The organism is Legionella santicrucis, assembly GCF_001468135.1.
In the GTDB taxonomy this organism is placed as follows: domain Bacteria; phylum Pseudomonadota; class Gammaproteobacteria; order Legionellales; family Legionellaceae; genus Legionella; species Legionella santicrucis.
In genome coordinates this window covers 401559-427003 of sequence record NZ_LNYU01000091.1, presented here as the reverse complement: position 1 = coordinate 427003, position 25445 = coordinate 401559, and the positions used below count along the sequence as shown (strand labels likewise).

Here is a 25445-nt window from a genome sequence, read left to right as displayed (position 1 = left end):
TTAAGAGAAGCGTTCATGCATTTGCTGCTGACGTAGATGCTGATGCTGATGATTTCCTTGCTCGATTCAATGGAAATACTCAATACAACGGCTTCGGTCCACGTACTGGTATCGACATGAACTATGTATTCGGTAACGGTTTCGGAATTTATGCTAAAGCAGCTGCTGCTGTATTAGTTGGTACTGCTAAGCATGGTTACGACCTTGATGTGTTTACACCTGCTGGTGAAGTATTTGACTTAAACATCGCTGGAAGCAGAACAACAGTTGTTCCTGAATTAGAAGCTAAGTTAGGTGCTAGCTATACTTATGCAATGGCACAAGGTGACTTAACTCTAGATGCTGGTTACATGTGGTTCGACTACATCCATGCATTAAACACAACTGTATTACAAACTACAGCTACTGACTTTGCTGCTGCAGGTCCTTACTTCGGTCTGAAGTATGTAGGAAACGTTTAATTTCTTAATTGATTAAGATTTTGTAAAGCCCGTCTAAAAGATGGGCTTTTTTTTTGATGGAGTATTCATGTTTAAAAAAGTAACTATCGCTGTGTTAGGATTGGCAGCAAATGTAACTATTGCCGGAACTATGGGCCCAGCTTGTACCCCAGGTAATGTTACCGTTCCTTGCGAAGCAAAACTTTGGGATTTTAGTGCACAAGCTCTCTATTTGAGATCAGTTTATGGTAGTGAAAAAGCATTTGAACCAGGTACTGGCCCTCTAAATAAAGAAGTAAAGAATGAGTGGAATTGGGGATATCGCTTAGAAGGCTCTTATCACTTCAATACCGGAAATGATATCAGCATTAATTGGATGCATTTCAGCAGCTCTATAGATCCAACAAATTTTTTTGGAATCCTTACCATCCCTGCAATAGGATTACCACCTCTCCCTACTCCCTTTGAGTTAACAAGCTTTAATAGAATTGATCAAGTAAATATAGTCATGGGACAATATACTAATCTGAGTGTTAGAGACAAGATCCGTTTCTATGGAGGCTTACAATATGCCAACATACAATCAACAGCAACGAACTATTATATAACGCAACAACTTCCAATTCCTATGTTAGCAAACAATCCATTGAGTAAATTTAATAATACCAATTATAAAGGATTTGGACCTGCTGTTGGATTGGATTACGCATACTACATCACAGATTCACTAAGCATCACAGCTAATGGGGCAGGATCAATACTTTATGGAACTAACCGTTATCAAGCTGGTTTTGTCCTGGCGCCTTTCGATGCTATTGTTGAACAAGTTTTCTATCGTAAAAAAGGAATAGTCCCTAGTTTAGAGGCAAAGCTTGGAGTGAATTATGCCCATGCTACTCCTATCGGTGTTGCAAATGTTCAGGTAGGCTATCAAGCAGTTAATTACTTCCATGTACTTGAGGCTCAATCCTTCGCAAATTTAGTAGGTCCTGTTCACGCAGTAGATTACGGAGTTTTTGGCCCATATTTTGGACTCAAACTCATTGGTGATGCATAACTTATCGATTCTTTTTTACACAAGAATGAAAATCAAAATAAAAACCCATCTGGCATGGGTTTTTTTTGATTTATAGTTACAAAAATTATGCAAATTTATAATAAAATGTCTAGTCAGTTTTTATTTGCCAAGATATAATTTCACCCCTCCCGCTGTGGAAGTAAAAATAATAAACAGGAGTACCACATGAAGTTCAAAATGGTTTTATTGGTTTTGGTCTGTTTATCATCATCACTCTATGCAGAAAATGATCAACAACTACAACGCCAGATAGCACAGTTACAAAAACAGGCTCAACTGTTACAAAGCCAATTAGAGGCTTTACAAAAAGAGGTAGTGGCTCATAAGGTGAAGAAGCAAAGCAGTAAAACAGCAAAACCAGTTGTCACAAAAACTGTGTCAAAGTCTACTAAAAAGAAAGCTAATGTACGTAATAAGAAAGACGAAATGATCAAATATCATTCATCAAGTATTTCAGTTCATACGCCTGAAGAGCACCCCGAATCTATAGGGTTTTATCCCACTGCCTTAGTAGCAGATAATCGAGTAGTGACGTACATTGCTGGCACTCCCGTAGTCGCTTCACCATACTTAGGAGATCGCCCTGCATTCGATGGTTCTGATTATATCGTCAATATTTCAAGTATTAACCGCGATATTCGCTTAATGCAGCAACGTCGTAAGTTATATAGAGCTTATCAGACCATAGGTTATCCCATTCCCGAGCGGCCCATAATAGCAATTAGTGGTAAAGCAGAACCAGTAGGCATGATGAATAGTGACTATGTTGGAGGAACGAATGTTGATTTGACTTTGGGTTCGAGTGAGGTGGATGTAGCCGCAGCACTTAACCAAAATGTTGAAGCTTATATTGCAATTGCTTATGATTCAAACCCTCCAGATGTAGGCCCTAGAATTAACAATTCTGCATTTAACCTAAATATGGGTTTTGTTAATATTGGAAACTTAGATAAAACTCCTTTTTATTTTACTGCAGGGCAGTTGTATGTACCTTTTGGACGTTATTCCAGCTCTATGATCAGCGCCCCATTAACGTTAAATCTAGCACGAACCAAGACAAGGCCTTTCATTTTAGGCTATAAGTCTCAAGAAGATTCGGGTCCATTTGTAGCAACCTATATTTATAGAAGCGATACGACCTTGGGACGAGCTGGAGTAGGTGGTGCAAATGTAGGGTATAGTTTTGCATTTAACGACATTAGAGGTGAAGTAGGAGCAAGTTATATTAGCTCCATGGACGATGCTGCAGGAATGCAAAATACGGCAGCTAACCCAGGTACTTTCGGTGGTTTTGGCTCTTTGCTTAATGGAAATGAAGCAGTGCGAAAAACCCAAGCTGTAGATGTATATGGCAATATGGGGTATGATCGCTTCAATTTTGCTGCGGAATGGGTTAGTGCAACGCAAGCATTTAGAGCACAGGACTTAAGTTTTAACGGACGTGGTGCAAAACCCCAGGCATTGCAAACAGAAATTGATATGACCTTTAGAGCATTCAACAGACCTTCATCTGTAGGTGTGGGCTATCAATGGACTAAAGATGCACTGGCACTCAATTTACCCCAACATCGTTTTATTGGTGTATTTAACATTTCAATTTGGAAGGATACTGTTGAAAGTATTGAATACCGACATGAAATAGATTACAGCTCAAATGACTTTGCGAATGGAGCAGCTCCTCCGGGCCTTGTAAATGCACCTACACTAGGTACAGGAGGTACTGCAGATACCGTATCTGCACAAATTGGAGTTTACTTCTAATAATTAAGTAACCTGGGTGCTTGCAAGCACTCAGGTTCGATAAATCAAACGTATTAACGTCCTAAAACTATAGCGGTGATCGTTTCACGTTCAAATCAATCAAGTCAAAATCCATGATCGAACAACAAGACCAATAATAGATCAATATATGCTATCTTTTAATATATGGGGTCTTTGAAAGGGATTAGCGTGTGTGCAAAATTCACATGATGACAAGATCGATATCTATGCCAACTACTATCAGGGTATCTGCATTTAGTATCTTCATCTTTATTTTATTTATTAATAGTGCTCATGCTTATACGGCAAGAATAGTTAAATTAAATATAAAGGGAGCAATAGGACCAGCTACAGCGGACTACATCGTTCGTAATATTGATAATGCACAACATGCGGATTTGATTTTAATTACTCTTGATACCCCTGGTGGGCTTGATGAAGCAACGCGAACTATAATCCAAAAATTTTTATCATCTAAAGTACCTATTGTGACCTATGTCAGTCCAAAAGGTGCGCGAGCTGCAAGCGCTGGAACTTATATACTTTATGCCAGCACATTAGCAGCAATGGCCCCTGGAACACAATTAGGTGCAGCAAGTCCTGTGAGTATCAATGAAATAGGATTTGTAGACGAAAGTGATACAAAAAAACAATCAACAAGCAAGGAAAAGATGACTAATGATGCGCTGGCAACAATGCGTACTTTAGCACAGCTAAGGGGACGAGATCTGGTGTTTGCTCAAAAGGCAGTCCTAAATGCGTCAACACTAACTTCTACAGAAGCTTTAAAAGAAGGAGTAATCAATTATATTGCAGCAGATGAAAAAGATTTATTATCCCAATTAAATGGTATAGCAGTGATTCAAAATGATCAAAAAATAATATTAAATACAAATAACTCTATAATCGAAGTTATTAATCCCGATTGGCGTACACGTTTTTTATCATTGATTACTGTCCCAACATTAGCATATCTCCTACTTTTGCTTGGGATATATGGCATTTTTTTTGAATTAGTTAATCCAGGACATGTATTACCGGGAGTCATTGGAGCAATATCTTTGTGTCTTGCTTTCTACGCGCTGCAATTATTACCAATTAATTATGCAGGTTTTTTCCTCATTATCTTAGGTATAGGCTTCATTATTGCGGAAGCATTTATACCTGCATATGGTTCATTAGGGGGTGGCGGCACCATAGCTTTTGTCATAGGTTCTATTATGCTATTTGATACTCACTCACAAATGTATCACATAGCTTGGTCTGTAATATGGATAATGGCTGTAGTCAATATACTTCTTTTTATAATCCTATTAGGTGTTGCTTTAAAGGCGAGGGGTCAATCTGTTAAACATGGATTAGCTGTTTTGGAGGGGGCCAAAGGGAGAGCACTTGGGGATATTGATCGAGAAGGACAAGCAATTATTCGTGGTGAAATCTGGAGTGTACGCTCCCAAGAATTTATTGCAGCGACTAAGCCGATAAAAGTAATCAAAGCATCCGGCCTCATCCTAGAGGTTAAAGAGGATTTAGAGAATCAAGGAGAGTAAAAATGGGCCCCTTTTTAATAATTATTTTAGTATTAGCCATTATGTTTCTTACATCGGCAATTAAAGTTTTTAGAGAATATGAGCGAGGTGTTATATTTATGCTAGGGCGCTTTTGGCGCGTAAAAGGTCCAGGGCTAATCCTTGTGATTCCTATAATTCAACAAGTAGTACGTGTTGATCTGCGGACTATAGTCATGGATGTGCCAAGTCAAGACGTAATATCCAAAGATAATGTTTCAGTAAGGGTAAATGCTGTTTTATATTTCCGCGTGGTCACCCCAGAAAATGCAATTATCCAGGTAGCCAACTATTATGAAGCAACCAGCCAGTTAGCACAAACTACATTACGTTCCGTACTGGGGCAGCACGAATTGGATGAAATGCTCTCCGAACGAGAACGATTAAATAGTGATGTTCAAAAAATATTAGATTCTCAAACGGATAACTGGGGAATTAAAGTGTCAAACGTTGAGATTAAACGTGTTGATTTGGATGAAAGTATGATAAGAGCAATTGCGCGACAAGCTGAAGCGGAGCGCGAAAGAAGGGCTAAAATAATCCATGCAGAAGGTGAGCTACAAGCTTCAGCAAAGTTATTGCAAGCATCGCAGGTTTTGGCCCAACAACCTCAGGCCATGCAATTACGTTATTTACAAACCTTATCTCAAATAGCAACTAATAATAACTCAACTATAATTTTCCCCATGCCAATGGAGTTAGGGGATATTTTAGCAAATATGGCAGCAAAGAAGTAAAGGATGGTTTCTGTTAGTGATACAAAAACTGGTGATACGCTTGCGCTCTGATAAGAAAAAGAATGGATATAAAGGGGAATGTTGTTTCTTTGACTATAATATATATTAGGGGAAATTACTAGGAGTACAAAATGCCATTTGGAACCCAACCTTTAGCTAAAGAAGAAATTCCAGCAATGATCAAGTCCTCTTTGGATAATCTAAAATCCCTAGCGGAAGTGAATAACTCGATTATAACTGAGACCCAAGCAGATTTAGATTGGAGGCTAAAGGATGATCTTTTAAAGGGGAAAATTACAAAAGTTCAGTACAATGAGCAAATGCCGCAATTGGCTACAGAGTTGGGACTTCGGTTGAATGCAAAAGAATCACTTGATAGTAAGTTTGCTCGTTTCGAGAAATTGCAGCAAACCGAAGCATCCAGCTTTATAATTTCAGAGGATACGAGCAGAGATGAATTAAAAAAACTAATTATATTATTGCAGATTGAAACTATTAATGCTGATAAAGATAAGAAGTTATTTTTGGAGACAATTTTAGCCAACGCACATGCCTGCAAAACTGCATTAGATGAAGGAAGGCCACTTACAAAGGTTAGTGTTCCTATTTTAGAAAGTGAATTAAACTATGCCGAGGAAATAATAAATCTCTCCAAAAAGGAGATTACATTAGACAAAGCAACAACAGAGGTAGTTGATACCTATTCAAAGAAACTTGCGGACTTAGAAGCCACTCAAGCCCAAGTAGATAAGTCTTCTATTTCCGCAGCTGAAAAAATGGTTATTAATGATCTTTGTCGGAATGTCAGTAATGAAGTAAAGTATTATTTAAAAACTGTAGTTACAGAGCCTGATAAAATAGCAGTAAGTGAACCCTTGCAAAATATTGAGCGGAACATTTCGAGGCACTTTGATAATGCACAGAAGCAAGCAGATAAAATTCCTATAACGAATGGATTTAAAGGTTTTATGAATAAGGTTTATTCATTATTTAATAAAGCGCCCCCTTACACTATTGAAAGTACTATGGTTCAAGATGCTAAGAGTAAATTTGGAGCTATTCCTCCCTTAGTTCTTCCAAAAAATACTCCTAGCAATACTAATGGTGTATTAACTTCATCGGCAGGAAGGGATACAATGGCATCGGCTAGAGATAATGAAAAAAGACAAGGGCAAGAACAAGATATTGGCCAAGAAATTGATGCGCCCAAACTAAATTAGATAATGCCAGCTGTCTCGTAAAAAACACGCATTGGCGTCATAGACAGCGGTTTTCATTTTTTAGGCATCCAATATTTGGAAATTCCAATTGTTCCGCATGCGAGAATATTAAGAAATATGCACACGCCCCAGGTAATATTACAAATGAAAAACAGCCCAGAATCTACCTCATAAGAACCAGGAGTGAACCATACATCATCATTGCCATTATCCCAGTTATAAAACTTGAGTTACCGTTTTAGATTATTCGGATTATCAACTGATGCATTATTTAAAAGGTGAGTCAGTTATTTCAATAGATAGGTCAAATAGTTAACATGAAACGGTCCTTTTTGTCAGGATCCCGGTCGAACCTCTAATTTCTAATAGTCCGAAATCATTTTCAGGCACAAGAGTGCAAGTGAGATTAACACTATTATAACCGGTGTCACCGTACCCCCAAGCACTTGATAATTGCTTTCGGCCGTTCTCCTCCTGCGTCCAAGCAACACCGCCAGTGCCGGCAAAATACCAAATAACAACACATCAATAAAACCGCCCGCAAAACTTAACGCACTCAAAAATATTTTTGGATAAACCAACGCGCATGCCGTTGGTGCCAGAAAGATCATTATGAAAATGGGCAAATCATTTTTGACTTTCTTATGAAAAATATTTTTAAAACCGTCTTTCAGAAAATCAAAAAAGCTGACGGTACTCGGTAAAAATGAAGTTAGCATCGCAAACAGTGAAAATGATTTCACAAAAAAGATGACTGAGACTGAAGGGATCGCAGCAGCAGTTAACAGTTCGACTACCATTTGAGTCTCATTTCCCGTGCTGGCATGATGCGTGGGCAATAAACTTAAAATCAGATAATTCCAGAGAAAATACACAAAGAATGGAATCAGATTTCCGACAATAATTGCAAAACGGATGGCACCCACATCTTTATGTAGATAACGGACGAGGCTTGGTACGAGGTTTTGATACCCAAAACACAACAGCAAAATTGGTACTACGCTGAAAATGGCTGACCAGTCAGTATAAAGTAAATTTTTCTGATGCATATGCGGTATACCGACGGCAACGAGGCTCACATACGAAATGACTAAACCGGCGAGCAGCAGACGGTTAACGTGATCGGCTGCGTATGTGCCGGCGTAGGCAATTGCCGCGACAAAGAACATGCAACTCACTACACCAATGTGATGACTGATGTTGGTATGAAATAGATATCCCAGCATTTCGGAAAATAAACTGCCACCGCCGTCAAGAAAGGCGACGAAGAGACAGTAAAACAAAAATAAAAACAGGACGACAGTGATGATTTTTCCGATTTTACCCAGTGCAAATTCGACGATGGAGGGCAGGTTGGCATTGTCGTCAAACCATAATGATGCTTCAGCAAGCAATAATCCGGTTACGGTAGTAAAGAGATAGCAAAACACCATCGCGACGATGGAGGGCATGAAACCAGTCAACGCACTCAAGACAGGTAAACCGATCATGCTGGCACCGATGCAGCAGCCAGTTACCAGCATGGTGGAGCCAAAAATTCTTTTATTGCTATTGGCCGCGACGCCTATAAAAGTTGCACTCATTAGCTGTTGACCTGCATTATTCTGTTTAGCTTGTAATGCTGCAACAATACACCATTACATCATTACAGGTCAAGGCAGGTGGATCAAGAGTGTAGAAGATTTTTCTTAACATACTGGATAATTGAGGCTTTCATGCGTTTTAACTCATTGGAGCCACGGGTAATCTTGGCAATGCTGACATTAAGATTTTTAGCGATGTCACGCTGGCTTTCTTCTTGAGCCAGTAATTCCTTAATAATAAGGCAGCGCGTGGCAATATCACTCTTTTCTTCGTGCGTTAAGACCAAATCAAACAAGGCATCCAACTGCTTTTCATTTTCTGCCTGATAACACCAATGCAGGAATTGCTTCCAACCTTTTTTAACTACTTCCATCATGTACTCCATTGATTAAACGCTGCTGTCATTCTGCTTAAATTGCAAGGTAACAAGACTGCTGCAGTCTTGTTACTTTAAGAACTGGGCTTGATAGTTTCACATGGCGTAGTTGAACAAAGCAAATCAGCTTCATTTCTTAAGCCCTATGCATGCACTTATTTTTCAAGGTTTAGGCAGATCGATAGCTTTGAGGTATATCTAATGATGCCATTTTATTGAGAGCCTCGCTAGCAAACATAGGCTCTTGTTCTTGCTAATGGCCCTATTTTATTGGCTTTTGAGATGAAAAATTGAGAATGGTGTTAAATAATATTGCCAAAACTATATCTAACAGGCACAGTCAGGCGTATCTTTTCAATAGGTTAAAGCAATATTTTCTGCGGAACTCTCAGGGACAAGCCGCAGGATGTAAGAGAATGCAATTTGCCCCCTACTTATTAAAAAGTGACGGGAACCCATTGTCAACACATGATAATTTTCTGAATTTAATAAAAAAATCGGCGTGGTTTTATTAGTAATGAAATCTTGAGGACAAGACTTATTGCAGGGAGTAAAAATGCATAAGAAATACTCTCGATTATTTTAAATAGATGCTTTTTCCTCCCTTCTGCTAAAGCATAATCCTCACTAAATTTTTTAAAAAATGGCCAATCAGCAATTTTAAAACCGCTTGGCTCTTTATAGCCCATAAAGAAATAGCCTGTAAAATATCCATAAAATTGAAAAAGCTTATTTGGATAGAAAACATAAGTAGCGGCAGCTGAAGCTTCAAGATAGGTTGTATAGTGCCAGCAATTCTTCGGCAAAAACAGCATATCCCCTGGTCCAAGAGTGACGTTATATCCTTCTGCTTGATTTAATCTCGGAAATTGTTGACATAAAGAATCCCAGGAATAACCAAAGTCAATTAGGCTATCACCAACAAAGGGTAATTTATAAATATATTCGCTTTGATCTTCAGTAAATAATAAGAATTGCTTTTTTCCACAGATACAAAAATGCAGGTTACTGCAATGCTCTCTGTCGAAATGCATCTCTGTATGAGCACCTTTGCCGCCGAAGAAATAAGAAACCTTTAATTTTTTATTAAAATATCTTGGTCGAAATGGCAGTTTTTGCCAAAGAGGTACATGTTTTTCAATCTCCGCCGAAAGTTGCTTAGGCAGAGTTAAACCAAAAATTCGATGCGGCATGTTATTATCCATTTGTTGCATGATGGTTTTAAAGTCGCCAGGTTGACACGATTTCCAGAGATCGCTCTCATAGGTATCATAAGTTATTTCTCCATACACAAGGTTTGCAAAATAATCTAAATTATATTTTTCAGTAAATGATTTGATCTTTATTAAAATAGGTTCTTTGGAGTGGTAAAGAATTCGCTTGAGGTTTTCTTCTTCCCCATATTGATATTCAATTTCTTGAATTTTTTTTATTTTCATTGTTTAACCTTATGAATAAAAAAATAAAAATAATATTTCTAATACCATTTTCCACTTATTCCTATAGGAATTCTGGAGTTCCTACTAATAAGTATAAGCAAACATTCTTTCGTTTGTTCAATATTTATGATAGAACTCATTCTTTTGATGAGTCATGAGGTTTATATTGTGTCAATTAAATCAGATAAATGGATAGAAAAAATGGCGTTGGAACATGGAATGATATCTCCATTTCAGCCAGGACAAGTACGTGAAAATGATAGTGGACGAATTATTTCTTATGGTGTATCGAGCTATGGCTATGATGTTCGTTGCGCCAATGAATTTAAGATTTTTACTAATATTAATTCAGCGATTGTTGATCCCAAAGCCTTTGATGAAAACAGTTTCGTTGATGTACATTCTGATGTATGTATTATCCCACCCAACTCATTTGCTTTAGCAAGAACAGTAGAGTATTTTCGTATCCCACGTAATGTTCTTACAATTTGTCTTGGTAAGTCTACTTATGCGCGTTGTGGCATTATTGTCAATGTGACACCTTTAGAGCCTGAATGGGAAGGACATGTGACATTGGAGTTTTCAAATACTACAACGTTGCCCGCCAAAATTTATGCCAATGAAGGCGTGGCACAAATGCTGTTTTTAGAAGCCACTGAAGTTTGCGCTGTCTCATATCGTGATCGCAATGGGAAATACCAGGGACAAACGGGAGTGACTTTACCTAAAGCATAATTTAGATATTAGCCAAAGATGGAACTCTGGCTATAAAAAATAGATGTGCTGATAATTCTAATGGTTATGTCAAAATAGCACTTTTCATGCCCCCATGCATTTTTAATTAAGATCTGCCCAATATGGCCGTCCTCGGCCTATTACTCCTCGGGCAGTTCGTACTTATCGCGTGACGCATCAACGCGTTCGCGTAATTCTTTCCCTGGTTTGAAATGGGGACTATATTTGGCTGTGGTCACCACTTTTTCCCCCGTTTTGGGATTATGGGCATTGCGTGGTGGACGATAATGAAGAGAAAAACTACCAAAGCCTCGAATTTCTATCCTCTGATTTTTAATGAGTGCATCGCTCATTAATTCAAGAATTCTATTTACACTATCAGCTACTTGTTTCTCAGTAAGATGCGTCATTCGAGAAGCGATGTGTTCAATGAGTTCCGATTTAATCATATCCACCCCTTGTTGTCGCATGTGTCAAAGTCTGCTACCAGTAAAGATTCGGCGCTAACAATTATTCCTTATTTATAAGTATAGACGGGTAAAAAAATTATTCAATATTTTCAAGACAGTTAGTCCAATATGTTTTTTCGCGTATGAATATAAGCAGAAACAACCCCCCAACTCATTTTAACTTTCGTATGCTTCAACAGTTTGAAATGGATACAAGATAGGGGTTTACTGGTTGTAATTATTGTGTTGAGGTGTGGCAATCCATCTATTTTAAAACATAGCTTCTCCCAGGTTGGGCCGAAAAAAGCAGTAGAATTAATGAAAATAAGTGTTGCATCATTTAGGTTTGCCTCGAGAAAATCACCTAAACGAAACTTAATTTTTTCTGCCTGTCTCTCATATTGTTTCATCGCTGATAATTGTTCTACTTGTTGGCAGGAGTGTAAATACAATTCAGGAAACAATTCGATACCAATGCTTTTGTGTACAGGGAATACCATACCGCAAGCAATTACTGCTTTTCCTGATCCAGATCCTAAATCATAAAATACAGTGTTTTCATTTGGATTTATTAGCGATAAAAGCGCGATAAAAGAGAAAAACTCAATTTCACCATATGCGTATTCCATTGCGTCGTGTTTTCGTCGTGCGTTCTGCGATAATATAAATCCATTGCTTGTTTGATATAGGTGATGAAAAATTTGTGCATGTTCTTGCAAATGTAACGATTTTTGCCAACGCTTAATTTGAAAATATTTTTTTTTGTGGTGTAAATGAAGTAGAGCAACTAGAAATACAAAAAACAAGCAGACAAAATACGGTATTAATTGGTCCAAGGTAAGTCCCTTATAAATTCGAACTTCTTCTTATTGCTTCTCTTCCAATAAAGTCATCAGTTCGCTATTTAGAGATTACTATAGCTAATTATTTTATTTTTATCCTCTTGATGGTATTTATATGAGCAAATCTCGATAAATTCTTTTTATTTTCAAAATATAAAGAATTAAATCAGCTTAACTCTTGAAAAGATGAACAAGTAAAATTATTGTACGCAGTATAAAATTATAATGTTAAGTGTTATTTTATTATGATGTTTTGTTTTAGAATAAAAATAAGTGTAAATTTATATTTCATGATGTGTAATTAGTTAATATTTCCTTAATTTTGATTCTTTAGAATAGAAATTATATTGGGGTTTGGAGAGAGCATTATGGTTGCACTTTCGAGTGGTTTTTTTAGTAATAAAACACAAGGATATAAGCCGCGCGAAGAGTATAGCTTCATTAATGTTGGTAATGAGCAGTTTCATGCTGCGGCAGTGGCTTTGATTGATTCTTTATATGGTACGCAACGTGGTAATGATGCAATTTTGAAAAAAATATTAGAGCGTTTTTATCATTATTTTCCTAGATATGTCAGTAGCCAACCATTTTTAACGTTGCCAGAACGTATGGGTGTCTTGCTTAATAATACTCGTAAGACCGAACTTGTTGAATGCATGGCTTATGTGTTGCGCCAGCTGACCGTAGATGAGTTATATATTCATCCTCTAAAATACCGTGAGGTATTTAATGGGTTGAGTGCTGAAACTCCAAAAAGTTATTTACGTGATCCTAAAGTCAAGTTGCCTCCTAGCGCTTTAAATGCTCTGGCACATGCTTTGGGAGTTACTGTTACCTTATCTTTTAAAGAACCAGGAAAGGAACTTAGAAAAAGAGATATATATGAGGGAGAGGCATAATGTCTAAACTTAATTTAATGATTCAAATTCAGGGAGATCAGTATTTCCCCGCTGTAAAACATAAAACAGAATTTGCTTATGTGGGTCAATTAGCCATTAATGCGCCTAAACCTGTCGAAGATATACATGAGCAAGGCGGAACTCTGGCAGAGATTATGCATCTGATAGCCCAAGATAATAAAGAGTTATTGCAATCCTACGATCAATGGCGAAAGACAATTTTATCTATGGTACTTGCTGGCGAATTAACTTACGAACAACTAATGAATCTTTATATTACTTTTTTGCCTGCACAATCAAACGGTGCTTTATCATTATCTGTCTTAGATCAGTCAGTGAGAGCACCCGTTATTGCTAGTGTTCCAGCTGAGAAAGAGCAACATACGAAAGAGTTGTTGGCGAGTGCTTTAGCAAGTTGGATTAGTACAAAGCAAGTTGAACCAGATAGCTTATTTGATCAAATAGAAAATCAATCTACAGCAGTATTGAGGTAATATTCATTAGTTCAAGTGACGCGGAGTTTTGTGAACTCCGCGCAGCAAACCCAATTAGGATTAGAGAAATCCTTGTGCCTTCATCCACTCATCATTGGGAAATTTAGACATATAATTACGAATTGAGTCAGGCAAAATAACGAGGCATTTTTGTCCTTTATTTAGAGACTTTGCAGCTTGTAGAGCAGCCCACATAGCAGCACCAGAAGAGCCTCCTACTAATAAACCTTCTTCTCGAATTAAATCTCTTGCTGTTTTAAATGAATTGGTATCATTGATTTTAATATACTTATCGATTAAATGATTATCCAATACTTCTGGGAAGAAATCATAACCTATGCCCTCTACATGATAGGATTTGATTTCAGTTCCGCCACCAAGAATGGATCCTTCTGGATCAACGCCAATGATTTTAATTGATGGGTTATATTCTTTAAGACGTTTTGCTATCCCAGTAATAGTACCGCCGGTGCCTACGCCTGCGACAATCATGTGCAAGTCCTTGCCAAAATCATCGATAATTTCTTGGGCTGTGCCTCGATAATGGGCATTAGGGTTATTGGGATTGGCGTATTGGTCAAGAATATATGAGTTAGGGATTTCTGCATGCAGTTTTTTTGCTAAAGAGATGTGGCTTTCTGGATCATTATATGCAGCTTCCGTGGGGGTGCGATAGATTTTTGCTCCTAGGCGTTCGAGTACTGATTGCTTTTCTTGGCTCATTTTTTCGGGCATGGTAATAATGACTTTATAGCCCAGTACGGCTCCTGCTAAAGCAATACCTATCCCTGTATTCCCAGAAGTGGGTTCTATGAGTGTATAACCTGGTTTTATAAGACCATCTTGTTCTGCATGAACAACCATCTCATATCCAATACGATCTTTGACGGAGCCTCCTGGGTTAAAAAATTCACATTTGGCATAGAGATCACACTCGAGATCACGGCCGAGGCGATTAATTTTTACGACGGGAGTACGTCCAATGGTCGCAAGTATGTTCGAATAAATCATATTGGGTCCTTGATTGAAAAATAGGGATTTTAATTATAGGGCTTTTAATCACAAAAAAAAAATTCTTATAACTTAAGTTTTCAAGCAATTTAAAATGGATTGATTAATATTTTAACACTGATATAATGTTTTTTGGTTTTTCATTTTGACAAGGATTTAGTATGTTTGCTCGACTTTTCCCAGTTGTAAATCGCGCAGCCCCTCAAGTCTATAAAAACGCAAGTAACAACTTCAATCGATTATTTTCTTCATCTACCAGCCACATACCCCAGCCGCATAGTAAAGAGTACCTACAGCTACAACAAAAATTATTTAAACTGAATAAAATACCTACAGATCTGACTACATTAACCAAAGGAACAGAGCTTGTTGGGTTAAATATTACTGCAGCAGAGCCTCATTTTTTAAGTACAGGCCCAGTATATAATCCGCAAATATTAAAGGCTATTTCTAATAGTGAAAAAAGTGAATGGCTAGAAATGGCCAAGTCCTATTACGCCCAACTAGGTAAATATGAACTTTTGTGTGATGTGAATTGTGTTACAACTAAGTCAGAAGCTGGAGTTCCTATTCATTATATTGATCATAGCTTACTTCACGTAAAATCTTATACCCCTCTGGAAAAAGTGTTTCATTTTGAGGTAAATACTCCAAAACTATAATGCGATTGGACCTGTAACTATTGACGCAGTGACGTGCTATAGGTTGAAAACGCTGATAATATGATTGGATCTACTTAAAATACCTGGGTTACAGCGTTGCTTCACCCAGGTATTTAGAGTGAGTGTCCTCTGATTAGTCCTTGTCGCTTCCACCAAGACCAGGAGAAGATAATGATTGCTCTTTGTCTTTTTCACTAGTCAGGAGATTTTCCTTATAGAGCTCATAGTGTAATGCAAAATGCTCAGTAACCAAATCCAGTGTATCACCAACTTTAGGAGCCATTGGGCTTTGTGGATCGACGCACTCTTTTAAGGATTCTGGAACCGCCTGAAGAAGCTCCGTAGGTGTCATCTCTACAAAAGGCTGTTTCCAAACATTATGGTTAACCCAATGTAAGGCTGGAAGAACTTCATAATAATTATGATATCCTTGTTTGTAAAAATTACAGCCAACCAGAGTCATACCTAAATTAATAGTCCCATTTGGACCATCCACAAGTTCTAACTTCCCTGCTTTATCTAAAAGCCCCAATGACGCTTGCATTACTGCTCCAGTAGTCCCTGAAACATCAAAAAAATGTGGCAAATTCATATGGTCATGGAGATGGATAGTTCTACCTTTGGGATCTTTAACGATGACACTACGTAGTTGCGGTATTTCTGGAAGCGGACTGCCTTTACGTGAACAACATTCTAGATAATGATTAATTGTAACACGCTCTTCCTCTGTTATTGGAGCTCCTTGGGCATATTGCTGCATTTGTAAATGTGAATAGGGTGAACCTGGCGCTTTGATATATGGAACATGATAACGGCTTAATGAAGGCATCATGACATTTTCCATAAATTGTTCTAAATCACCTATGTCCCTTTGTTCCTTTTTAGCATTAGCAACTTTGCAGCGAGGACCTCCAAAGGTATTTGCAATCATACCCAAAGGAGATAAAACAAATTCAAGAACTCTTGAAAGTTGTTGCGGTGAAACTTTTTTCTCACCAGTAAGGATACGAATTAACTCAGACTGATCTTCAATCATATCTTTGGATCGGCTTTCTTTAACATTAGAGCCTAACTCAAAAAGACTTCCCAATGTTTTTGGATCTAATTTTGATAATTCTTTCCCAAGCTCAGCAGCTATAATATAGCTAATTTGTTCAATGTTGGGGTTTGGATTTCTTAATATTCCTATTGCGGTGCGCATTAATAATAAATGTTCCGGACAAACAGCAAAAATTTTATCTACTGCACAAGGCTGCCCATAAGTGCTTCCGTGGGCATATACAACAGATGAATGAACTATTTTTCCAGGAGCTAATGGTGGTTGGGTTTCAGCTAATTCTCGTAAAGTGTGCGTTGTTGACACTATGGTTGCTAATGTTATCGTTTTAGCAATATCTTGTTTTTCAGGATTCGTCCACTCTTGATCAAATCGCTGGGAAGCATAGGTAGATATCCCGCGGCTAGGAGCTCCATTGACAAAATAAGCAGTAATTCTTTGTGCATTGTAGCGCAGTGCCGCACTACTACCACTAGTTAGTATTCTTGAAAACATAATAGCATATACCTCACATATTCAGACATAATAGTATTTGTAAAATACAAATTGGTTATTTGTGATTAAAAAAACGTTTCAATTCAGTTTATCAATTAAAATAAGGTGTGTTATTTTTGTTTGCTTTAGTATATTTTACATCATTTTGATTAAAGAATTATTAAGCAAATCCGGTGTTATATTGTTCCATGAAAAAATAGATTCTTAATGTCGAATATGTTTTATGGGGATATGTAATGCGCGTAAAGACTGAGTCCGGTTTGTAGTCTTGTTCAATTTTCTGGATGCAAATTTATTAAGGTATTTCGAGTGACATTTTCATCTGTGATGATATTTTATGTAGTTTGGGTGGTGATTTTATTTTTTTTAATCTATATTAAATGTTGATTCATTAAAAATAATAAAAAGCAGGGAGCATACTATGCCAAATTTTAAATCATTAAAATGGTGTTTTGGAATAGCTTTATCTCTGGGGCTAGGTGCATGTAGTATGGATATGCAACGCTCAGAGCACTCGAATTATCCTCAATCTTATGAGCCAACGAGTAAAGCGCAAGCACAAACGCAAAAAGGTGCTGTTAATAAATCAAAAGCGAAGCAAAAGACCTATGCTTCTAAAGATCCTACACAACAAGCTACCCCAGGACCTGCTCGTAAAGCGGCACCTCAAATTCCTGTGATTCAATAATATTAAATGAGGTCAGCCTTTCTGCTGATAAGGCAGAAAGGCAAGCATAAGTACAAAATCTTCACTTATGCTCCTTTGCGTCTAAAATCAGACCACAGCACTTTCTTTCGCCCCGAAAAGTTAAATTGACGATGCCTACAGCCCCCTGTCATTTTATGCTGGCTGTATTTTTTTACTTTGATTAATAATGCCTGAATTTTTAGACTTTATAAAATATGCTTAAGCCTTCCATGGCTGGCAAGGGGTTGCAAGCCGAAGCCTCAGGAAAATTAATCTATTTGATTTTTTTGTGCTCTTACTGTATAATTTGCGCTCTTTAATCGTTACGAGGTAATAAAATGAAATTTAAATTTGAGAACGTCTTCTTTGGTCAAAAAAAAGTGCAAACCGTTGATAATGGCAGTATTTCCATCACTGATAAAATAAAGATCAACAAAGGTAGCATTTCTACGCAAGATGGTGGATGTTTTGGTGAATCTCATGTTAAGGTCACACTTCCACACATTACTTTTGATAAGAAAGATTCTGACAGTTCTGAAGATTATAGTTACACTTTTAAATTTTAAGATCCCTTTTTAATTTAATGAGTTAGGGAGCAACGTAAAGAGAGCTTCGAAAGCTCTTCTCCTACAGGAACATCTTCAATAAATAATTACTATTAGGGGGCATTTTAATAATACCCCAGATTGTTAAGAATTATTCATGTCGTGGCCTTTCTGCGGATAAGGCAGAAAGGCCAGCATAAGTAAAAAACCTTCACTTACTGAATTTTTCTCAATTAATGGGGGGATGTCATTTCTTCTGGTTTTACAAATTCAGCAAATTGTTCTGCAGTTAAAAACCCAAGCTTAACTGCCGCTTCTTGCAAAGAAGAATTATCATGATGTGCTGTTTTAGCAATTTTAGCTGCTTTATCATAACCTATATGTTGATTTAATGCGGTAACTAACATTAATGAATGATGTAAATAATAATCAATTACCTTGTGATTGGCCTCGATTCCTTCGGCGCAAAACTCTTGAAAAGAACGACAAGTATCAGTCAATAAGTTAAGAGAATGAAGCACATTAAGGATGATCACTGGTTTAAATACATTTAATTCAAAATTTCCTTGGCTATCGGCGATACCTACAGTAGCATCATTACCTAAAACCTGAGCACAAACCATAGTCATTGCTTCGCATTGAGTGGGGTTTACTTTCCCAGGCATAATAGATGAACCAGGTTCGTTTTCTGGTATTATCAGCTCGCCTATACCACATCGAGGCCCTGACGCCAACCAGCGGATATCATTGGCAATTTTCATGAGTGCACAAGCCAAGGCTTTCATTGCACTATGGGCAAAAACCAAAGGCTCATGAGATGCCAGAGCGGCAAATTTATTAGGGGCAGTGATGAATGGCAGTTTGGTGATTTGAGCAATATGTTCTGCTACTTTTGTGGCAAACTGGGGATGGGTATTTAAGCCTGTTCCTACCGCAGTTCCCCCTGCTGCCAATTCATACAACTCAGGTAAGACATCCTCGAGTCTTTGAATACACGCATCAAGTTGAGCAACATAACCGGAAAATTCTTGACCTAAAGTAATAGGTACTGCATCTTGCAAATGAGTGCGGCCAATTTTAACTATGTCTTTAAATGCAGCCACTTTTACTGCAAAGGCATCACGTAAACTCTTTACTGCGGGAATGAGTTGTTTATTGAACGCAATGGCGGCGGCTATATGCATGGCTGTAGGGAAAGTATCATTTGAAGATTGGGACATATTCACATGGTCATTGGGATGAATGGGAGATTTACTGCCCATAGTTCCGCCTGCTAATTCGATTGCGCGATTGGAAATGACTTCATTCGCATTCATGTTTGATTGGGTACCACTTCCTGTTTGCCAGACATGTAAAGGGAAATGTTCATCTAACATTCCTTTACTGACTTCCTCAGCCGCTTGAATAATAAGATCTGCTTTTTCTTTAGGTAATTTACTTAAATCAAGATTAGTGAGTGCTGCAGCTTTTTTTAAAATCCCAAAAGCATGCGTCACTTCACGCGGCATAATGTCTTTGCCTATGTTAAAGTGATGTAGTGAGCGCTCAGTTTGTGCTCCCCAATATTTATCAGCAGGAACAGTAATTTCGCCCATACTGTCGGATTCGATACGTGTTTTACTCATAGTTTTTAATTTCCTTGCCCCGTTGATGAAATAAAAAATTCTATCATATGGGACAAAAATAAGTAATTTTTGTTATAGTGCTGTTAAAATTTTAACTCAGTTAGGCAACGAAAAGAGAACAAAAAAACTCATGAGAGCAGTACGTATTTATCAGCCAGGCAACTATGACACAGGCCAGTTACTCGAATTGTCTCCAGAAGCGAGCCAACATGTTGGGGTTGTTTTGCGCATGCAAGCGGGAGAGCAACTTACTTTATTTTGTGGTGATAATCGGGAATTTGATGCAATCATAGAAACGGTGAAAAAAAAGCAGGTTATTGTTGCCGTCGGTTCAGTAAAAGAAGCAAGCAAAGAATCACCTTTAACGATTCATTTAGCGCAAGCCATTTCCAAAGGGGAGCGTATGGAATGGGTGATGCAAAAAGCAGTCGAATTAGGTGTAACCAGCATCACTCCTATTATTACAGAACGTTGCGTGGTCAAATTAGATCAAGAGCGAATGGCCAAAAAAATTCACCAATGGCAGGCTATAGTAATTGCTGCTTGTGAACAATCAGGACGTAATAGTGTACCTACAGTTCATCTACCTATTACCCTAAACCGTTATATGGAAGAAGTCCGAGCGAAATTAAAATTTATTTTACACCCAGGAGGAAATAAAACTTGGCGTGATTACACCTTTAAAGTCGCAGATATTGTTTTACTTATTGGCCCAGAAGGTGGGTTAAGTGAGCAGGAGGTGCACTATACAAGTAAGTATGGATTCCAGCCACTCTCTTTAGGCCCAAGAATTTTACGTACAGAAACAGCGGCAATTACTGCATTAAGTGTGTTGCAAGCGCTAGGTGGTGATCTATAATAGGTAAATTAATCAATTTTAAACAACAGAGGTTTACACATGAGCGATCTTATTAAAACCGTAACTGACGCAAGCTTTGAACAAGAAGTCATGCAATCCAATAAGCCTGTATTAGTTGATTTTTGGGCAGAATGGTGCGGCCCATGTCGTGCATTAACGCCTATATTGGAAGAAGTAGCTACTACTCATAGTGAACAAGTGACATTTGCAAAAATCAATATAGATGAGAATCCACAAACTCCGGCACAATATGGCGTGATGAGTATTCCTACCTTGATTTTATTTAAAAATGGTCAAGTTGAAGCAGTAAAAATGGGTCTGCTTTCAAAATCTCAATTAAGTGCTTTTGTAGAGAGCCACGTATAATTTTTTATTTTTCTAGATAAAAAATGTTGTATCTTTTAGTAAAGCTGTGATAGCCTGTTTGCAATATGTGATATACTAATAAATATATCACATAGGCAGCATTGAATCCTTGCTGCTATTCTTAAATAAACATTATAAACATTTTCCCGGATATTCAATTCGTTAAATAACCAATCAAGTGAGAAGTATGAATCTTAGTGAACTTAAGCAATTGCCTATTGCCGATCTCTTTAATATCGCACAAGAGATTGGTGTCGAAAATCCTTCCCGTATGCGCAAACAAGAAATTATATTTGCCATTCTTAAAGCCCACGCTTTAAAGGGTGAAGATATACACGGCGATGGTGTTTTAGAAGTCCTGACTGATGGTTTTGGTTTCTTGCGTTCTGCCGATGGTTCTTATTTGGCAGGCCCTGATGACATTTATGTATCCCCCAGTCAAATCAGACGTTTTGGTCTACGTTCTGGCGATACTATTTCAGGTAAAATTCGTCCTCCCAAAGACAATGAACGCTATTTTGCTTTATTAAAGGTTGATGAAATCAACTACGACTCCCCGGATAGTGCCAAACGGAAAATTTTATTTGAAAACCTTACCCCATTATTCGCTACAGAACGTTTGGTGATGGAGCAAGGAAATGGCAGTACTGAAGATTTAACTGCACGAGTTGTGGATCTCTGTGCTCCTTTTGGTCGAGGCCAGCGTGGCTTGATTGTCTCTCCACCCAAAGCGGGTAAAACATTGATGTTGCAAAACATTGCTCGCTCTATAGAGAAAAATTATCCTGAATGTTATCTCATCGTTTTACTGATTGATGAGCGTCCAGAAGAAGTGACTGAAATGCAACGCTCCGTAAAAGGTGAAGTGGTTGCCAGTACTTTCGATGAACCCGCTAACCGCCATGTCCAAGTTGCGGAAATGGTTATTGAAAAAGCGAAGCGTTTGGTTGAGCACAAGCGCGACGTAGTGATTTTACTTGATTCGATTACACGCTTAGCACGCGCTTACAATACTGTGATCCCCTCTTCAGGTAAAGTTCTTACCGGGGGTGTTGATGCAAATGCGCTGCAAAGACCTAAGCGTTTGTATGGTGCCGCACGTAATATAGAAGAAGGTGGTAGCTTGACCATTATTGCTACGGCGTTGGTGGATACAGGTTCAAAAATGGATGAAGTGATTTATGAAGAATTCAAGGGAACCGGTAATATGGAAATCCACTTGAGTCGTAATATTGCTGAACGTCGAGTTTTCCCTGCGATTAACATTAATCGTTCAGGTACTCGTCGTGAAGATCTATTGCTAAGTCCAGAAGATCTACAACGTACCTGGATATTACGTAAAATCCTACAATCTATGGATGAGTGTGATGCAATTGAATTCTTGCTTGAGCGTATGAAGAATCATAAAACCAATGCAGAATTCTTTGATGCAATGAAACGTCAAGAGTAAGTAATATTCAACTACAAAAAATAGTCTGGATGAAGACTATAACTTACTGCTATTTGAGTAGGGAGTTTATCTTTATCTCTACGTCCTGCGATTTGAGCCTGAGTGATCCTCTAAAATTAAGATATTGAGGATCCAGTCGCTGCTAGGCGTGTTCAGCTTGAGGAACACTACCATAGGACTAAGGAATATGTTGTTGCCTTCGCGAAAGCGCATAGGCGTCAACTTAAAGAAAAATTGATTATTACTTTAAGGTGATGTTTAGCAGGGTGTCATCCTCTGCACGCAGGGGGTCTATTGAAAGCTATGCTGCAAGATGAAGTTTCTAGCAAGGTGTTTGTGGCTTTTTTAGACCTTCCGTTTTCGCGAAAAAGACAGAGCCCTGAAGTATGGCAGTGATGCGCCAATTTCACCCAAGTTACTCTAGGGGATTTATTCATGAAATACTCTGATCTAAGAGATTTTATTGCTCAACTTGAATCTCGAGGACTGTTAAAACGGATCACCTATCCAGTATCACCCTATCTTGAAATGACGGCTATTAGCGATCGGGTACTTCGTGCTGCTGGTCCTGCATTGCTTTTTACGAATACGCCCAACTCGAAAATGCCTGTATTAACTAATTTATTTGGTACGGTTGAACGAGTGGCAATGGGTATGGGTGAAGACAATATAGAGGCATTAAGAGAAGTAGGTAAATTATTAGCTGCTTTAAAAGAGCCTGAACCTCCTAAAGGATTTAAGGATGCTTTTAATAAACTGCCTTTGTTAAAGCAAGCACTCAATATGGCACCAAAATATGTCAGTGGGGCGGAATGTCAAACTCATGTTTGGGAAAAAGATAAAGTCGATCTGACCTCCTTGCCTATTCAAACCTGTTGGCCAAAAGATGCCGCGCCATTAATAACCTGGGGGCTTGTGACTACGAAAGGACCTCATCAAACACGTGAAAATATGGGGATTTACCGCCAGCAATTGTTAAATAAAAATCAATTGATTATGCGTTGGCTGTCGCATCGAGGGGGGGCGTTAGACTATCAAGCCTGGCTGCAAGCCTATCCTGGAGAGCGCTTCCCTGTGGCGGTGACTTTAGGGGCAGATCCCGCAACGATACTTGCGGCAGTAACACCCGTCCCCGACACTTTATCTGAATATGCCTTTGCGGGATTACTACGAGGCCAACGTACTCGCTTAACACGTTGTATTGGTAATGAATTGCATGTGCCGGCAAGTGCAGAAATTATTCTTGAGGGTTTTCTGGAGCCTGGAGTTGAGGCACCCGAAGGGCCTTACGGGGATCACACCGGCTATTATAATGAAGTACAAACTTTTCCAGTGTTTACCGTAGAACGTATTACCCATAGGGATAATCCTATTTACCACAGCACTTATACAGGACGTCCTCCCGATGAGCCTGCTATTTTAGGGGTTGCTTTAAATGAAGTTTTTATTCCTTTATTGCAAAAACAATTTCCTGAAATTGTTGATTTTTATTTGCCTCCGGAAGGATGCTCTTATCGTTTGGCGGTAGTCACCATTAAGAAACAATATCCAGGCCATGCAAAACGAATTATGATGGCGGTATGGTCCTTTTTGCGACAATTTATGTATACCAAATTTGTTATTGTGTGTGATGATGATATTGATGCTCGCAATTGGCAAGATGTGATTTGGGCAATGACTACGCGCATGGATCCGAGCCGGGATACAGTGATGGTCGAAAATACACCCATTGATTATCTGGATTTTGCCTCACCTGTGTCGGGTTTAGGCTCAAAAATGGGTATGGATGCTACCAGTAAATGGCCTGGTGAAACACAAAGAGAATGGGGGATGCCTATTGTTATGGACGAAGAAATCCTTAAAAAAGTCAATGACTATTGGCCTGCATTGGGGCTAGGTAAATGACGGGAAAAATCATTAAAGCACTGGTAGAAGATATTTCACCATTAACCGATAGCATCATGCGTTTGATTTTAGCCCCTGAACGATACGTGGATTATCAAGCAGGACAATACTTGCAAATTGTTTTTGACCAAGATGCTTTTAGCTATTCTATTGCTAATGCACCTTTAGGGTCGCATAAATATGAGCTGCATATTCGACATAGTCTAGAAAACCCATACACACAGCGATTATTTGCTTACATTAAAGAGCATGGATTCGTCAACATACGTTTGCCCTTTGGTGTATGTTCCATTGAGCATTTAGACGCGCAACGCCCCATCTTGTTTATTGCGGGGGGAACTGGATTTGCACCAGTAAAAGCGATGATCGAGCAGTTATTAGCGACTTCAGATACGCGACCTTTTGAGTTATTTTGGGGGGCACGCTTGCAAAGTGATTTGTATTTGGATGAAAAGGTGAATAGTTGGAATACCCATGTCAGTCGCTTTAGTTATTTTTCTTCAGTCTCTGACGATAACAGTAAACCTTTGGCTTCTTTGGTGTTGGACAGACACCCCCATGATCTGAATCAATGGCAAATCGTGATTAGTGGCCCTTTTGATATGGTTTACAGCACAAGGGATGCATTAGTGAATAAGGGTGTTGCGCCCGAGCATTTATTTTCAGATGCATTTAGTTTTGAAATTAAAAAGGCGTAAAAGAGTAAACTTTTTTAGCGTATAAATAAGGAACGATTCATGGAAACTTTATATCAAATTTTAGCTTTAATTGGTGCTGGAATGATTATTTTCATTTTGTACCGTACTATCAAAGGCAATCCTGGCCAATTTAGTAAAGAAAATTTGAATAAGAGCTTTTCTACCATGGGGATTTTAGCGCTTGTTTTGATTGCTTTTATTGCGATACTGATTTTGATTCTAAGAAACACATAGACTGTATTTTTTGTTACATCGCTAGGATAAGTCTCAAAGAGCATCTCAACAGCAAACGTTTATGTAATAGCGTCCACTTAAGGAAAACTGATTCCTATTTTTCTGTAGCCTGGATTAGACGCAGCCACATGTATTTAAGTTGACGTCATTAAACGTCTGTGCCTCATGCAGCGTTCACCAAGAAGCAAGTATACTCCTGAGCAGATATTCTAAATATGTTCAATTAAA

General features: G+C 38.3%; 26 protein-coding genes. 18 read left to right on the top strand and 8 right to left on the bottom strand.

Going from position 1 to position 25445, the window contains the following annotated elements; translation table 11 throughout:
* The 6 genes from Lsan_RS23245 to Lsan_RS19705 all read left to right on the top strand — a co-directional run.
* The coding region (locus Lsan_RS23245; protein WP_237762219.1) for an Lpg1974 family pore-forming outer membrane protein at positions 1-461 on the top strand (461 nt) is incomplete at its 5' end.
* 67 nt (positions 462-528) lie between these two features.
* Entirely contained in the window at positions 529-1497 is a 969-nt protein-coding gene (locus Lsan_RS19725; protein WP_058515808.1) for an Lpg1974 family pore-forming outer membrane protein, read from the top strand.
* A gap of 186 nt (positions 1498-1683) precedes the next feature.
* A complete protein-coding gene (locus Lsan_RS19720; RefSeq protein WP_058515807.1) occupies positions 1684-3279 on the top strand; it encodes an LbtU family siderophore porin in 1596 nt (531 codons plus the stop codon).
* A gap of 227 nt (positions 3280-3506) precedes the next feature.
* Complete coding sequence (locus Lsan_RS19715) at positions 3507-4829, top strand: NfeD family protein (protein ID WP_058515806.1); 1323 nt, start codon at positions 3507-3509, stop codon at positions 4827-4829.
* Positions 4830-4831: 2 nt separating this feature from the next.
* The gene (locus tag Lsan_RS19710) at positions 4832-5584 is read left to right on the top strand and encodes a slipin family protein (protein ID WP_058515805.1); all 753 of its coding nucleotides are present in this window, start codon (positions 4832-4834) and stop codon (positions 5582-5584) included.
* Positions 5585-5715: 131 nt separating this feature from the next.
* Positions 5716-6804, top strand: a complete 1089-nt coding sequence (locus Lsan_RS19705; RefSeq protein WP_058515804.1) for a hypothetical protein — start codon at positions 5716-5718, stop codon at positions 6802-6804.
* Between the two features lie 362 nt (positions 6805-7166).
* Here the strand turns inward: Lsan_RS19705 and Lsan_RS19700 are convergent, their stop codons facing one another.
* The 3 genes from Lsan_RS19700 to Lsan_RS19690 form a co-directional block, all read right to left on the bottom strand.
* Positions 7167-8387, bottom strand: coding sequence for an amino acid permease (locus Lsan_RS19700; protein ID WP_083505189.1), 1221 nt, complete (start codon positions 8385-8387; stop codon positions 7167-7169).
* Positions 8388-8470: 83 nt separating this feature from the next.
* A complete protein-coding gene (gene trpR, locus Lsan_RS19695; protein WP_058515802.1) occupies positions 8471-8761 on the bottom strand; it encodes a trp operon repressor in 291 nt (96 codons plus the stop codon).
* Between the two features lie 488 nt (positions 8762-9249).
* Positions 9250-10203 (bottom strand): cupin-like domain-containing protein, encoded by a 954-nt coding sequence (locus tag Lsan_RS19690; protein ID WP_058515801.1) that lies wholly within the window; start codon positions 10201-10203, stop codon positions 9250-9252.
* Between the two features lie 168 nt (positions 10204-10371).
* Here Lsan_RS19690 and dcd point away from each other — a divergent pair, with 168 nt between their 5' ends.
* Complete coding sequence (dcd, locus tag Lsan_RS19685; RefSeq protein WP_058516089.1) at positions 10372-10938, top strand: dCTP deaminase; 567 nt, start codon at positions 10372-10374, stop codon at positions 10936-10938.
* Between the two features lie 140 nt (positions 10939-11078).
* Here the strand turns inward: dcd and Lsan_RS19680 are convergent, their stop codons facing one another.
* Together Lsan_RS19680 and Lsan_RS19675 are read right to left on the bottom strand one after the other, a co-directional pair.
* Positions 11079-11387 (bottom strand): integration host factor subunit beta, encoded by a 309-nt coding sequence (locus tag Lsan_RS19680; protein ID WP_058515800.1) that lies wholly within the window; start codon positions 11385-11387, stop codon positions 11079-11081.
* Between the two features lie 119 nt (positions 11388-11506).
* Complete coding sequence (locus Lsan_RS19675; RefSeq protein ID WP_133134231.1) at positions 11507-12223, bottom strand: class I SAM-dependent methyltransferase; 717 nt, start codon at positions 12221-12223, stop codon at positions 11507-11509.
* Positions 12224-12597: 374 nt separating this feature from the next.
* Between Lsan_RS19675 and Lsan_RS19670 the strand changes: the two genes are divergently transcribed.
* A complete protein-coding gene (locus tag Lsan_RS19670) occupies positions 12598-13128 on the top strand; it encodes a hypothetical protein (protein WP_058515798.1) in 531 nt (176 codons plus the stop codon).
* Complete coding sequence (locus tag Lsan_RS19665) at positions 13128-13622, top strand: hypothetical protein (RefSeq protein ID WP_058515797.1); 495 nt, start codon at positions 13128-13130, stop codon at positions 13620-13622. The genes Lsan_RS19670 and Lsan_RS19665 overlap by 1 nt, the downstream gene beginning before the upstream one ends.
* A 60-nt stretch (positions 13623-13682) precedes the next feature.
* Here the strand turns inward: Lsan_RS19665 and Lsan_RS19660 are convergent, their stop codons facing one another.
* A complete protein-coding gene (locus tag Lsan_RS19660; protein WP_058515796.1) occupies positions 13683-14633 on the bottom strand; it encodes a pyridoxal-phosphate dependent enzyme in 951 nt (316 codons plus the stop codon).
* Between the two features lie 161 nt (positions 14634-14794).
* Here Lsan_RS19660 and Lsan_RS19655 point away from each other — a divergent pair, with 161 nt between their 5' ends.
* Positions 14795-15295 (top strand): hypothetical protein, encoded by a 501-nt coding sequence (locus Lsan_RS19655; protein ID WP_058515795.1) that lies wholly within the window; start codon positions 14795-14797, stop codon positions 15293-15295.
* A gap of 133 nt (positions 15296-15428) precedes the next feature.
* On the opposite strand, the gene Lsan_RS19650 is transcribed toward Lsan_RS19655, so the two are convergent.
* Positions 15429-16847: a hypothetical protein gene (locus Lsan_RS19650; protein WP_058515794.1), complete on the bottom strand. Its 1419-nt coding sequence runs from the start codon at positions 16845-16847 to the stop codon at positions 15429-15431.
* A 421-nt stretch (positions 16848-17268) separates the two neighbouring features.
* Between Lsan_RS19650 and Lsan_RS19645 the strand changes: the two genes are divergently transcribed.
* Positions 17269-17535 (top strand): hypothetical protein, encoded by a 267-nt coding sequence (locus Lsan_RS19645; RefSeq protein ID WP_058515793.1) that lies wholly within the window; start codon positions 17269-17271, stop codon positions 17533-17535.
* A 338-nt stretch (positions 17536-17873) separates the two neighbouring features.
* On the top strand, positions 17874-18101 hold the full coding sequence (locus Lsan_RS19640; RefSeq protein WP_058515792.1) for a hypothetical protein: 228 nt from the start codon (positions 17874-17876) through the stop codon (positions 18099-18101).
* A 212-nt stretch (positions 18102-18313) separates the two neighbouring features.
* Here the strand turns inward: Lsan_RS19640 and fumC are convergent, their stop codons facing one another.
* Positions 18314-19705 carry a class II fumarate hydratase gene (fumC, locus tag Lsan_RS19635; RefSeq protein ID WP_058515791.1) on the bottom strand — a complete coding sequence of 464 codons (1392 nt, stop codon included), beginning with the start codon at positions 19703-19705 and terminating at the stop codon, positions 18314-18316.
* A 130-nt stretch (positions 19706-19835) separates the two neighbouring features.
* Here fumC and Lsan_RS19630 point away from each other — a divergent pair, with 130 nt between their 5' ends.
* The 6 genes from Lsan_RS19630 to Lsan_RS19605 all read left to right on the top strand — a co-directional run bounded on the left by Lsan_RS19630 (position 19836) and on the right by Lsan_RS19605 (position 25217).
* Positions 19836-20564, top strand: a complete 729-nt coding sequence (locus Lsan_RS19630; protein ID WP_058515790.1) for a 16S rRNA (uracil(1498)-N(3))-methyltransferase — start codon at positions 19836-19838, stop codon at positions 20562-20564.
* A 39-nt stretch (positions 20565-20603) separates the two neighbouring features.
* Positions 20604-20930, top strand: coding sequence for a thioredoxin (gene trxA, locus Lsan_RS19625; protein ID WP_058515789.1), 327 nt, complete (start codon positions 20604-20606; stop codon positions 20928-20930).
* Between the two features lie 187 nt (positions 20931-21117).
* Positions 21118-22380: a transcription termination factor Rho gene (gene rho / locus Lsan_RS19620; protein ID WP_027272008.1), complete on the top strand. Its 1263-nt coding sequence runs from the start codon at positions 21118-21120 to the stop codon at positions 22378-22380.
* A 435-nt stretch (positions 22381-22815) separates the two neighbouring features.
* A complete protein-coding gene (ubiD, locus tag Lsan_RS19615) occupies positions 22816-24285 on the top strand; it encodes a 4-hydroxy-3-polyprenylbenzoate decarboxylase (RefSeq protein WP_058515788.1) in 1470 nt (489 codons plus the stop codon).
* Positions 24282-24983: an NAD(P)H-flavin reductase gene (locus Lsan_RS19610; protein WP_058515787.1), complete on the top strand. Its 702-nt coding sequence runs from the start codon at positions 24282-24284 to the stop codon at positions 24981-24983. Before ubiD ends, Lsan_RS19610 begins: the two co-directional genes overlap by 4 nt.
* Positions 24984-25022: 39 nt before the next feature.
* On the top strand, positions 25023-25217 hold the full coding sequence (locus Lsan_RS19605; RefSeq protein ID WP_058515786.1) for a hypothetical protein: 195 nt from the start codon (positions 25023-25025) through the stop codon (positions 25215-25217).
* Positions 25218-25445 lie beyond the last annotated feature (228 nt).